The sequence below is a fragment of the Psychrobacter immobilis genome (assembly GCF_904846235.1).
GTDB lineage: Bacteria > Pseudomonadota > Gammaproteobacteria > Pseudomonadales > Moraxellaceae > Psychrobacter > Psychrobacter immobilis_C.
The window spans coordinates 43715-57275 of the sequence record NZ_CAJGZN010000016.1 but is presented as its reverse complement, the minus strand read 5'-3'; the positions used below and the strand labels follow the sequence as shown (position 1 = coordinate 57275).

Here is a 13561-nt window from a genome sequence, read left to right as displayed (position 1 = left end):
TTATACATAGATAGATACGTAGATGTGAGTAGCTTTTTATATAAATCATACTAACTACTATTTTTAAGCGTTGCTCACATATAGTCGATTCAATTTAAAAGTAGTACAAGGCAACCGAGTGCAGATGTATGTGTGATACTTCAAGCGAGGTTAACGCTGTAATACTTTTATAGTGAAATGAATATGGTTAGTCTTTTGTTTTTTAGAGCAGATAAGTAAGCTTACTACAAACCCAACTCTTCTTTCATTTGCTCAATGATTTTATATTTTTGAATTTTACCAGTGATGGTCATTGGATATTCAGTCACAAAACGATAGTAGGTCGGCACTTTATAATGAGCGATATGCTCACTACAGAACTCGCGTACTTCTTGTTCAGTCAAGCAGCCAGGCTCTTTCGGAATAATCCACGCCGCGAGTACCTCACCATAACGCTCATCTGGTATACCCACGATTTGTACATCACGAATCTTTGGATGACGATAGAGGTAATTTTCAATTTCTACCGGATAGATATTCTCGCCGCCGCGAATCACCATGTCTTTACTACGGCCGACGATTTTTACGTAGCCATCTTCATCCATTGTGGCCAAGTCACCCGTATGCATCCAACCATCTTGGATAGCTTCACGCGTTTTAAAGCGGCTGCCCCAATAGCCTTTCATCACTGAATAGCCTCGTGTAAGCAACTCACCTGTCTCGCCTAGCGGTACAATTTCACCTGTTTCTGTATCGACGACTTTCACCTCAAGCGCAGGCTGTACCAATCCCACGGTTGATACTTGCTTATCAAGTGGCGTGTGCTCATTGGTCTGGCAAGATACAGGACTGGTCTCTGTCATACCATAAGCAATAGTAACTTCGCTCATGTGCATCTTATCGATGACGCGGCGCATAACCTCAATCGGACAGCTAGACCCAGCCATGATACCCGTGCGCAAGGTCGATAAATCAAAGTTTTCAAACTCAGGATGGTCAAGCTCAGCGATAAACATCGTTGGCACGCCGTGCAGACCTGTACACTTTTCTTCTTCGACTGCCTGCAATACGGTCAATGGCTCAAAGCCGTCGTTTGGATATACGATACAACCGCCATGCGTGAGAATCGCTAGATTACCAAGCACCATACCAAAGCAATGGTACAGAGGTACTGGAATACACAGTTTGTCCTCTTCAGTGAGGTTCATGGCTTCACCGATAAAGTAGCCATTATTTAAGATATTACGATGGCTTAAGGTTGCACCTTTTGGTGTACCTGTCGTACCACTGGTGAACTGTACATTGATAGCATCGGTGTTTTTAAGCTGAGCTTGACGCTCAGCAACACGCGGATCGTTGGCATCGCCCTCGCTCATCCACGCAGAGAACTTTTGCATAAAACCGAAGGTCTCATCCGACTCTGGCTCATCAATCCAAATGATACGTTCAATCGTCGGAATCTCAACCAAATCAAGCTGAGTGTAGTCTTTGTGGTAAATCTCAGGACATAGCTCACGAATTAAACTGGCATAGTCACTGGTTTTGAAATGACGCATCAGTACGAGCGCTGAACAGCCCAGTTTATTTAAGGCATATTGCAACTCAAAGGTGCGGTAGGCAGGATTGATATTAACGAGGATAACGCCGACTTTTGCCGTGGCTAATTGCATGAGCAACCATTCAGCATTATTGTGTGACCAAATACCAATACGATCGCCAATCTCTAGTCCCATCTCAATCATACTACTGGCTAGCTGATTCACTTGCTGCTGTAGCTCACGATATGTCCAGCGGATATTTTGATGACGGACGACCAGTGCTTCGCGCTCAGGATATTTGGAGACAATAGCATCAAAAAAGTCACCGATTGTCGCTTCAATCAGTGGTACATCAGGACCCTTGTCATAGCTTTTGGTAAGGGGTGCATTGGCTGAGCATGCGCCCATATTAATACTAGGAATGTTGTTTAAAATAGTGTCGCAGTCAATGCGAGTCGAATCGAAATCAGGAGTTTGAGTCATAACGAGTCCTTTCGTTTTACTTTTTATATTATTTATAAATAGCACTTATTGATAGCCTGCGTGCAAACCTTCTTCCTTGGGCAGGTCTTACATAGCATTCAGCTACTATAACGCCATCAATGAAAACCTGTCAACAATATCAATACAGTATGTATCATTTAATTAGACAGTCTGCCTTTCTACTTAGTAAAAGGTAGCATAGAATTATGGCAAATATTTGACACAAAAAAGCCAGCCACATCATAAATAATGGGCTGGCTCAATCATCGATACTGTCTTTTAACTGAATCTTATTGAAAGGAATCTAATAAAGGACATTACTTATAAATGATGTGCTTTCATTAGTTTTTCAAAAGACGGTATTGCAATCATTATGCCTTAGGAACTGCAGGCGCTTTAATCGTTACTGTTGCGCTAACGGCTTCATTATCATCGATCAAATCCATGACTAGCTCATCATCACTCTCAGTCTTTACTTGCCAATTACCCGCTGCTTGCGGTACGCCCGTCACCATCACAGAGATGGCTTTGTTCTTAAGGCGAATCATTGGCGGCTTATGATCATAGCCACTATGCTCATGACCTAAAATATCGTCAGCGATGGTCGCAGCCTGCGCGCGTAATGGCGCAACATAACGACAAGCAACCCCATTGATAGACATACAGTCGCCGATGGCATAGATATTCGCTGCATTGGTACGCAACGTCGCTGCATCCACCACGATACCCGTACGGCGATCGAATTCTACACCAGCCGCAGCAGGTAATTGCTCATCGACTGTCAGACCTGTACTGGCAATCACATGATCTACAATCAGTGGTTCGAGCGGCTGAGTATCAGTACTATCTGCATCCGATGATAATGGGGCATAGTCTACTTGTAGTTTCTCGCCATCTTCGCTGTCATTGTCATCGTCATTAACACGAGTGACAGCTGATACTTGATAACCACCTAAGAATTGAATGCCCTGCGACTCGATCGCTTTGGCGATACGTGCGGTCGCTGTGGCTGGTAGCATCTGTGAAAGCGGTGCATCGTTTAAGTCAATAAGCGTTACTTTATGACCAGCTTTAAGCAGGTCTTCTGCGATTTCTGTACCCACCATACCAGCACCAACGATCGCAACGTGCTGGCTACCTGTTGCTAGCTTTTCTTGTAGCTGACTAAAACGCTCGATATGATTGACATGCCAGACCAAATCTTGCGGCAGACTTTTAGGGAAGATAGGATGCGCGCCCATCGCTAGTACCATTTTCTCATAGCCAATAGTCGTCAGTGCGTCATCTGACTGCGCAGTAGAGCGCACCTGTACAGTTTGGCTCACTGGATCAATATCTGTCACTTGCGTATTGGCTAACAACGTCACTTCTGCTGTCTTAGCCGCTTCGCTACCAGATGCCCGTACCAAATCTGATGCTCGTTTGTTTTGGCTGATTGCCATTGTCAGCATTGGCTTATGATAACGGTCGGCACTATCAGCCGTGATTAATGTGATTGGAATCTCTGTGTCTTTGGCACGAATGGCATCAATGACATGCCAGCCTGCCAGTCCTGCACCAATAATGACCACACCTTTTTTTGATGCTGTGCTCGTTGCTACAGATGGATTTTCTACGCTCATATAAACTCCAAGATGGTTTATGAATTATTTTAATTATCAAAAATATTGACCGCTATTGTATCAGTAAACAGCCATTCACTCACCTATCTAGCAATTCACTTAGTCAATATCGAACTCCATGCGATGTGCTGTTGCACGCATGGTTTCACTATCTATTAATTTTTCTATACAGTATAGACTTGCATGGATGCCTGCACTTATCCCCGCTGATGTGATGATATTACCAGTATCATCACTGGCATCTACAAAACGCGTATGCGAGATCACATCGATATCAGGATAGGATGCTAAATTATCTAAATCCATCCAGTGCGTGGTTGCTGACTTACCAGTTAATAAACCTGCCTTAGCCAATAGCAATGCTCCTGTACACACTGAAAGCGTCAGATCTACCAAACTTGCTTGAGTGATAATCCAATCAATTACCACCTTATTATATATTTCTGTTTTTTCGGCACCGTACCCACCGGGAACGATTAATACATCAATGTCTGGATGATTGGCAAAACTATAGTCAGGAATGACTTGCAGACCATTCCTAGCGGATATTGGAGCTTGGTTCTCGGCAATAGTGATAACCTTAAAGTGCTTATTATCACTAACACTGGCAGCATTTTCAGCCAACGAAAACACCTCAAAAGGTCCTGCAAAATCCAATACTTCTACTTCATTGAACAGTAGTACGCCGACGGTTCGTTTTAGGGTCATAGTCAATCCTAATTAAGTTGATAGCGTTAAATTAAATTAAACTCATCTATATTATGACTACTATCTTTTCAAACTTTTTTGATTAATCAGATGAGCCATTTCATCTACCTTTGCCGTTTGCAACCTCTCTAATCCTGCGACTATTCCCGCTCTATTTTCAGCAGCTTTATAGTCTCAAAGATCTCTTCTTTAAATACCTTGAGAGTAAATATCATAGGCTCCAAATTGTTTTTCAAATAGCTATATAAAAAAAGCTCAATACAAAGCGCCCTATTAAAGATAGCGTTTAACTGTCTTTAATAGGGCGCTTTATATAATCATTAGCAGTAGAAAGAAAAATAAGCTTTAGAACATGTCTTTATCTTAGAAATACTGCTATAAACAATCGTAAATCAAAGTGTATTTAATGATTTAAAATCTTCGATAAAAACATCTGCGCACGGTCACTTTTTGCCCCTTCAAAAAACTCATCCTTACTACAGTTTTCTACGATATGCCCTTCATCCATAAAGATAATACGATTGGCCACCTGACTGGCAAAGCCCATCTCATGCGTCACGCACATCATGGTCATACCATCGCGAGTCAGCTCGACCATCACATCTAGCACCTCTTGAATCATCTCAGGATCAAGCGCCGAGGTTGGTTCATCGAATAGCATTGCCACTGGATCCATGGCCAACGCTCGTGCAATCGCAACACGCTGCTGCTGACCACCAGAGAGTTCTGCCGGATATTTCGTCGCTTGTACCGTCAGACCAACACGGTCTAGATAGGCCATTGCTTTTTGTTTGGCCTCAGACTCTTTACGGCCCAACACTTTGATTTGTGCCACGGTCAAATTATCGATAATAGTCAAATGTGGAAACAACTCAAAATGCTGAAACACCATACCGACACGGCTGCGTAACTTGGGCAAGTTGGTCTTTGGGTCACCGACAGAGATACCATTGACCATGATGTCACCTTTTTGAAAAGGCTCAAGTCCATTCACTGTCTTAATCAAAGTTGATTTACCACTGCCCGATGGACCACAAATAACAACGACATCACCTTTATGTACATGCGCCGTACAGTCAGTCAGTACTTGAAAGTCTCCATACCACTTACTGACATTAGATATCTCGATGACCATCTCATCACTAGCATGACCACTATTGGTAACCAGCCCGCCAAAGGCATTTAAGTACGTATCAGCATTGTTCATCACTGGCTCCTAACCACATTGTTTTCGATAATCGTTATTTAAAAAAGGTAAATCAAACGCTCAATCCAAGCTCTCAACACTCAAAATCGCAAGCGATAGCTCTATTAGAATACGCTCAATTAAAACCGCAAACGCTTTTGTAATTGTTGCACGCCGATAGAAGCACTTAAGCTAATCACAAAATAGACAGCACCAGCACCTAAGATATACGGCGTTAGTAAGCCCATTAGCTCACCGCGTACATAGGCTGCACGGAAAAAGTCTGTCAAACCAATGGCAAATACCAGTGTCGTATCTTGGAATAAAATAATACATTGCTGCAAAATCAGTGGCAGCATCTTACGAAAGGCTTGTGGCAAGATGACCAGACGCATGGTCTGCCCATAAGTCATGCCGAGCGCTTTTGCCGCATTGACCTGCCCGCTACCAATCGATTGAATACCAGCACGTACCACTTCTGAGAAATAAGCGGCCTCAAACATCATAAATGCGACCACACAAGAGGCAAACGCAGCATCGAGTTGCAGGTACTTACCCGCTACCCAAAGATAAATCATCGGTACGGCGAAATAAAACCATAGCAGTACTAGTAGCAGTGGCACAGAGCGGAAGTAATTGACGTATAGCTTGGCTGGAATCTCAAGCGCTTTGATACCTGACAAACGCATCAATGCCAGTACAGTTCCTAAACTAATACCGCCCAAAATAGCCAAAAACAGTACTTTTAAAGTGGTAAGCATGCCACCCATTAAACCAGGATAGGCTGTTGCCAATTCGGTCATATTCATTTCTGACCTCCCGCAATAAGCCCAGGCACACGCAGTTTACGTTCAATCAACCCCATAATAGCGATCAAGGATAGATTGAAAACCAAATAAATAATCGTTGCATAAGTATATATCTCGATACTATTTTGAGTGTATTCGCTGATGGTTTTGGTTTGGCTAATCAGCTCCATTACCCCCACTAGCGAGGCCACAGAGGCGTTTTTGAAGCAGTTAGTCAGCTCAGAGCTGAGCGGTGGCAAGATAATACGAAATGCTTGCGGTAGCAGTACTTCTTTATAGACTTGTGGAATGCTAAACCCTAATGCATAGGCCGCATTAATCTGTCCATCTGGTAATGACTCAATACCTGTCCGTACCTGTTCCACGATACGAGCAGCGGTAAATAGGCCAAGACCAATACTGGCTGATAGCATGGCTGAAGTATTCGGAGATAAATCCTTATACCACCATTCTTGTATCGTCGGCGTGAGCCAGCCAGGCGCGATATAAAACCAAAAGAACAGTTGAACAAGCAGTGGAATATTACGAAAAAATGTCACATAAGCCGTACCGATTGCACGAGCGGTCTTGTTGGGCAATGTACGCATGATACCGAAGATAGTACCGACGACCATCGCGATAACCCATGCGATACTACCAATCAATAGCAGCCAGCCAAGACCAGTGATCATCCAATGGATGTAGAGCTCGTTGCCAATACCAGTCTGCTCAAAGAGCACACCCCAGTTCCAGCTATAATTCATGGTTGTCTCTCCGAGCAACGATTGATAAGCCTATACGTCAAATAAAATACTGGCTATCTGAACGTATAGGCAAGCTATGTTGAGGGACAATGAGCGTTACTGCGCTGCTGCTTCTTTAGGCTGAGCGCTGTCATGCGGATTGGCAATCAAGGCCTTTAAGTTGTCTGACATCTCAAAGTTTAGATTGACGTTCTTTGGTGGGATTGGGTTCAAGAACCACTTGTCATAAATGCTATTGATTTCGCCTGAGCTAAACACATTGGCAAGGGCTTCATCGACCACAGCTTTGAATTCAGGGTCATCTTTGCGCATCATACAACCATAGATTTCAAACGATTGCGGTGTACCGACAATGACCCACTCATCAGGATTTTTTGCTTTGGCTTTTTCGCCTGCGAGCAATACATCATCCATCATAAAGGCATCAGCGCGACCATTCTCTAGCATTAGGAAGCCTTCGCCATGATCTTTGGCTGAGATGATGTTGGTATCCATTTTATTATCATCGTTGTACTGACGGATATAACGCTCTGAAGTCGTGCCTGCTGTCGTTACCAGAGTTTTACCTTTTAGGTCTTCAAAATCTTGAATACCAGAATCTTTTTTGGTCAACAGACGCGTACCGATTTCAAAGAAACCGTTTGAGAAAGCGACTTGCTTTTGACGTTCTTCGTTATTGGTTGTTGAGCCACACTCAAAATCTACTGTGCCGTTTTGTACCAATGGGATACGAGTTTGCGAAGTAATTAGGTTATAGCGAACGTTAAGGTCTGGCATGTTTAGCTTTTGCTTAACGGCTTCAACCACTTTCATTTCCAAGTCGTGTGCATAGCCAATCGGTTGGTTAGGATCATCAGCGATATAAGAGAAAGGAATAGAGGAATCACGATGACCGACGACAATAGTGCCAGAGTCTTTGATTTTCTGTAGCGTACCGTTAGTCGTGGTTTCTGTCGTCGCTGCATCATCTGCTGGCGCATCGGTGCTGGTCTGGCTGCTGTTATTACATCCGGCTAAGCCTAATGCCATAACAGCAGCTAAAGTCAACGGTTTGGAAAATGAGTATGTCATGAAATACATCCTTTTATCGCAAGATTGAGTGAGTGCTTGGACGACATAGGTCTGATTGACCAGAATGCCCCGCATCCGTACGGTTGTTGCTGTTGTTTATCACAATGCAACTTAATGTTACTGTACAACAAATTTGCAGTAGAGGGTGAATTTTTTTTGAGAGAGTACATATTTATGAATATATTTATATTCTAACTACAAGATGTTGGCTCATAGCGGTTATCTACTCAGAGTTTTGTACAAACAGCTGTTTGGGTGTTTAAGCTAATTATTAACCTTTACTGCTTATAATCGTCAAAACAGCCTACTAAGTGAGATTGATAAATCGGCAGTAATCCCCATAAAGCAAACAACTTCTCTATACTACAAATGACTTATGACTCAAGATATCCAAGTCCCAAATACGGACAGCCAAACTACTGGCAACCATGGCAGCAACGACATTCGCCAACGTTTCTTTGTTGAAGATTCTCCCGTGCGCGGTGATGTGGTACGCCTATCACGCAGCTATGCGAGCACGATTGCACAAAAGCCCTACCCTGAAGCCATCAAACGCTTATTGGGTGAGATGCTGACGGCAGCGAGTTTGCTAATCAGTACGGTAAAAATCAACGGCCGCCTATCTATTCAGTTGCAATCATCAGACAGTGACAGCTTACTAAACTGGGCGATGGCAGAATGCGATCAAGACGGTATCATTCGTGCGCTTGCTAGCTGGAAAGGCGAGACGGATGAGCAAGTACAAGCGTGGGACAATATGATCCATGCCAAAGAAGCGTTTGCTGAACTTGGTGCGATGGGACAAGGCGTATTGTTTATCAATATTCAGCCTGATGGCGGTGAACCATACCAAGGTATCGTTGAGCGTAGCCACGACAATCTAGCGGACTGCTTAGCACATTATCAAAAGCAATCAGCCCAGATTCCAACGTTGATTAACTTGGCATCTGACGGCCTGCAAGCCGGTGGTATCTTGGTACAAATGCTACCGCGTACTGCTGAAGAAACGTCTGAAGTTGAGCAAAACCAAGATGCGGGTATCGATGATGATTTATGGACACGCTTGTCTGTATTGACGCGTACGGTAAAAGCAGAAGAGCTAACGACACTGGATGCTAACGAAATACTCTATCGCTTGTATCACGAAGAAAACATTGTTGCCCCTGAGCCTGCGCCTCTATCATTTGGTTGCACTTGCTCACGCGAGAAGTGCGAGATGGCAATCGAGCAAATCGGCGAAGCGGAAGCGTTAGATATCGTCGAAGAGCAAGGCGGGACGTTTGAGATGGATTGTGGATTCTGCGGTGAAGTCTATAAGTTCAATAAAGATGATGTAGCAGCAATATTTTCTGAGTAAGTTTTCTTACTTACTATAAGTCAATGTTTATAAAAAAAACCCTCAAGCGTCATGCTTGAGGGTTTTTTTTATAAACATTAAATCACTACACCGCTACATCTAAACTTCTAGGATAAGAATGTATGCGCGGACGTCCGGCATAGTCGCTTCTACCATTATCAAGTAGCCATTCAACGACTTGCTCACGCACTCGTCTACTATGGATTAAGTTCATATGATTGACGCCATAAAATATGGCTTTGTGACCATCTGGCACAAACAAGGCATGCTCAGCGTCATCCTCACCCAACGCTGAAGCTACTGATACCAAGCTGTCTCCTAGCAGATCTGTCACCTTAGAATCATAATGCGTCTCGAGCAAAGCACTGGCGACAAAGTAAGTTTTAATACCACTTGGCAACCGTGCAGGGTGGCGAAAGTCTTGTGGTAGGACACTACGTCCTTCTAGTGCTTTCCAATCTGCATCACGAATACTGCCATGACGTAGATCAATGATACCGGCACTGCGCATATCACCGAGCTTGGCCAGTGAACCTGCAAACGGCAGCTTGGCGATGATGTCTTGCACATAATTACCGATACGCTCAAGCACTGCCCCATGATGCGGCGAACCTAGCGTGATGAGATTGCCCACGCGCTTGATCCAGTCTAGGCGATCTTGCTTACCATAGAACAGTGCACTGCGAGAGACCAAACCGCCCATACTATGTCCAACCAGATCTATCTGACTGATATTTGGGTTGTCATCGACCAGCGCTTGTAGTAATTGAGAGAACTTACGGCCGCTACGAGAGATACGGCGACCTGTGTTGTAATCCAAATACAGCACCGTGGTATCAGGCTGGCTGGTATGAATGGCCGCGCCTAAGTCATTATCCACTTGGGCTTGCCAGCTCAAATGACTCATACATAGACCATGGCACAAAATAACGATGCGACCTGATAGTACCTCACTTTGCGGCTTACCGTCTTGAGTGTATAGTATCATCGGAATGGCGAGCGCATTTTGATTATTGACCAGATGATCACCCATGACGCCATTTAAGACGTTGACCAGTTTTTTCAGTGAGTCTGGTAGTGGCTGCACTGACTTTTGGAGAATCAGGTTTTTATATATGCGTAGTACAGACGCCAGATTATTACCAACCATCTGCATGACATGACGTATCGTGCCATAGATACGTCCAGTAAATCCGCGCGACCATTTATTTAAATGTTTGTCATTGAAGCGGCCTAGCGGACGCAAGATAATTTCACGGTGAATGGCTTCTACGATTTCTGTAATCTCAACCACACCCATGGTGGCAAGCTGAGCCAATCCTTCAAAAAAATCAGCCAAAGACACAGGTGTTTTGTTGATTTCATCACTGTCATCCGAATCTGCTAGTAGCTTAACCAATTCATCCATGTCGATGGCTTCGAGTTGGTCGATTTGCTCATATAGATGACTGTGTAGCGGTACACTCGCATCTGGGACAAAATGCGCATCGAGCTCATGATGAGTACGAGTATAGCTGCTATCATTTTGAGCGTCGCTGTCACTAACACCGTCGTTATAAAACACCTTTGGACTGCTCATAATATTTGCACATTCAGCGAAAAAAGTAATGGTCTATATTATCCTGTAACGGCAGCAAATAGAAGTAAATGGTTTGACTTTAGAGCGGGATGACGACTAGCAGAGCCAAATGAGTGATAGACGGTCTCTTTAACCATCAAATCATTATTAAAATAAAAAATCCCAAGCCTTAACTTGGGATTTTTATGGTTGTGAGCATTTTGGTTGTGCCTAATATACGCCTACAGCTTATCTATCTATGTCGTGCTATCAGCTGTATCAAATGATTCTGCCAGTATGACATCACCATCCTCGCGAGTAATCATCACAGTCGCTGAGCGAGGAATACTACCACCAGCGACAGCGCCCCATGTATTGCCGGGATGCTGAATGTTGATAAACAGTGTCTTAAAATCTGGTGCCATGGTGATACCTGTTACTTCGCATCCTTCAGGACCAACAAAGAATCGTTTGATATTATCATTGCTAGCAGATGTGCCGACTCGGGTTGACTGCCCTGCCGATGTGGTCGTCATCGACCCATCACTGACTTTGCCTGGTAGAGCCGCGAGCAACATGCAGCTACTGGTATCGGTGTAAGCGCCGTCATCTGTCTGAATCCATAAGACACCGCGCGGGTCAAAATATAGCCCATCAGGTGAAGAGAAGTCATTATTGTCATTTAGCTGAGATAAGTTTTCTGCTGATAAATCACTTGGCGCACCAAACAGATAGATATCCCACTCAAAGCTCGTTGCAGCATGGTCGCCGCCCATTTCTGCCCAGCGAATAATGTGACCATTGTCATTACCAAGCGCTTTTCCGTTTGATTGATAGCTACGCGGATTGGAGGCTGAGACAGGCTGGTCGTCACGTACGCCGCGATATTTGTTATTGGTCAATGTCACATAGACATCACCCGTCATAGGGCTGACCGATACCCATTCAGGTCGATCCATCTTAGTAGCACCAGCAGCATCGGCAGCTGCACGAGCAAAGACCAATACCTCATCTTGTCCATTGAATGGCAATACGCTGTTGAAAGCATCTAATCCGTTTTGACCGTGGACGAGAGCTTTCCACTCGCCGCTACCATCTTCGTTAAATACCGCCACGTATAGCGTGCCGTCATTCAGATATTTGTCACCTGCTTTTAGTCCGCCGCCGATGTCCGAGTTTGACCACATCGCTTTGGAGACAAACTTATAAATGTACTCACCTCGGGCGTCATCACCCATGTAGAACACCACTGGCTTACCTTGCTCAACAGGAGCATACGCACAGTTTTCATGAGCAAATCGGCCCAGTGCGGTACGTTTTTGCGGTATAGAATTTTGGTCAAATGGGTCAATCTCAGTAATATAACCAAAAGTGTTGAAGCCGTAGCGATAATCTTCCGCAGCACTGGCACCGACTGCGGTCATATCCCAACGTGAGAACTCGTCTGCTATCTTGGCATCCTTTGCCTCTGGGGTATGCCATAAATACTCCCAACCTGGGAAGTCCTCCACCGCACCGTAGCGCTCGCGAGCATAGTTATCACCAGCGCTCAATTGACTGGCATCTTGACCACGGGCAAACACACCCAAAAAGTTCTCTTCGGTAGTCAGATAAGTACCCCACGGTGAAAGACCTGCGCCGCAATTGTTATTGATACCGCGAGTCTGATAGCCTGTCGGGTCAAACTTGGTCTTAACCAGAGCAGAGCCTGCCACAGGGCCAGCCAATTGTGCTGTTGTACTACTGGTAATACGGCGATTGTATTTAGAGTCAGGTACCATCTCATAACCCATACCATCTGCGCGGCGAGTTAATTCAACCACCGAGACGCCATGACAATTGACTTCACGGCGGACGTCGCTTGCGAGACGACGGTTTTGAAAAATAGGCGCAGCGTCGTTATCTTGAGTGACGTAATAGCCAAATGGGCTAAGCTCACTGCTATTAACGTATTCATGATTCATGACTAGCAAGCTGTTTTCTGACGCTTTGGCATCGTAAGCGTTACCGTTTTTGCCAAAGAACCACATCCCATCATGGTTGTCACCCATACGCCATTCAAATGACTCTGCTGATTGCTCGCGATTGTCTTTCCAATCCTCGATACCAGAGTTCAGCGGTGTACCCAGTGGTAATATCATCTCTGCCTTGTAGCCTGCTGCTACGGTCATCGTATCCGCTGTTGAATGCGCAACTGCTTCAAACTTTAAGGTATCAGGACGCTTCAAATCACCTTGTGCAGGGATAGCGGCATTATCGTCATTACCAACAATACTGCTATCGTCGTCTTCACTACAACCGACCAAAGGTAATGCGCCAAAAAATGCAGCAGCCGTCAACCCTGTGCCACCTTTTAGGATACTACGGCGGTTCAATCGACAATTGATAATCGTCTGAAAGTCAGTATTATTAGTAGGATTTGAGTCTTCAACCACTTCGTGGGCAAGCGTTCGCTCATTGTTCAATAATGTCATTATCAGTCACCTTGCTATTAGGCTAGATTGGCA

Annotated in this window: 10 protein-coding genes; 1 reads left to right on the top strand and 9 read right to left on the bottom strand. The window is 44.5% G+C overall.

Annotation, left to right across the window (positions count from 1 at the left end; translation table 11 throughout):
• Positions 1–224: 224 nt before the first annotated feature.
• The 7 genes from JMX07_RS11055 to JMX07_RS11025 form a co-directional block, all read right to left on the bottom strand.
• On the bottom strand, positions 225–2000 hold the full coding sequence (locus JMX07_RS11055; RefSeq protein ID WP_201607956.1) for an AMP-binding protein: 1776 nt from the start codon (positions 1998–2000) through the stop codon (positions 225–227).
• Between the two features lie 371 nt (positions 2001–2371).
• Positions 2372–3622, bottom strand: a complete 1251-nt coding sequence (locus JMX07_RS11050) for an FAD-dependent oxidoreductase (protein ID WP_201607955.1) — start codon at positions 3620–3622, stop codon at positions 2372–2374.
• A gap of 99 nt (positions 3623–3721) precedes the next feature.
• A complete protein-coding gene (locus JMX07_RS11045; RefSeq protein WP_201607954.1) occupies positions 3722–4330 on the bottom strand; it encodes a DJ-1/PfpI family protein in 609 nt (202 codons plus the stop codon).
• 403 nt (positions 4331–4733) lie between these two features.
• Entirely contained in the window at positions 4734–5465 is a 732-nt protein-coding gene (locus JMX07_RS11040) for an amino acid ABC transporter ATP-binding protein (RefSeq protein WP_201607973.1), read from the bottom strand.
• Positions 5466–5656: 191 nt separating this feature from the next.
• Positions 5657–6325, bottom strand: a complete 669-nt coding sequence (locus JMX07_RS11035) for an ABC transporter permease subunit (RefSeq protein WP_101205580.1) — start codon at positions 6323–6325, stop codon at positions 5657–5659.
• The gene (locus JMX07_RS11030) at positions 6322–7068 is read right to left on the bottom strand and encodes an amino acid ABC transporter permease (RefSeq protein WP_102091652.1); all 747 of its coding nucleotides are present in this window, start codon (positions 7066–7068) and stop codon (positions 6322–6324) included. Before JMX07_RS11030 ends, JMX07_RS11035 begins: the two co-directional genes overlap by 4 nt.
• Positions 7069–7164: 96 nt before the next feature.
• Positions 7165–8139 carry a glutamate/aspartate ABC transporter substrate-binding protein gene (locus JMX07_RS11025; protein WP_180958124.1) on the bottom strand — a complete coding sequence of 325 codons (975 nt, stop codon included), beginning with the start codon at positions 8137–8139 and terminating at the stop codon, positions 7165–7167.
• A 376-nt stretch (positions 8140–8515) separates the two neighbouring features.
• Here JMX07_RS11025 and JMX07_RS11020 point away from each other — a divergent pair, with 376 nt between their 5' ends.
• A complete protein-coding gene (locus tag JMX07_RS11020; protein WP_201607953.1) occupies positions 8516–9496 on the top strand; it encodes an Hsp33 family molecular chaperone HslO in 981 nt (326 codons plus the stop codon).
• Positions 9497–9581: 85 nt separating this feature from the next.
• Here the strand turns inward: JMX07_RS11020 and JMX07_RS11015 are convergent, their stop codons facing one another.
• Both JMX07_RS11015 and JMX07_RS11010 read right to left on the bottom strand, forming a co-directional pair.
• Positions 9582–11075, bottom strand: a complete 1494-nt coding sequence (locus JMX07_RS11015) for an alpha/beta fold hydrolase (RefSeq protein ID WP_201607951.1) — start codon at positions 11073–11075, stop codon at positions 9582–9584.
• A gap of 236 nt (positions 11076–11311) precedes the next feature.
• Positions 11312–13528, bottom strand: a complete 2217-nt coding sequence (locus JMX07_RS11010) for a PhoX family protein (protein ID WP_201607950.1) — start codon at positions 13526–13528, stop codon at positions 11312–11314.
• Positions 13529–13561: the final 33 nt, after the last annotated feature.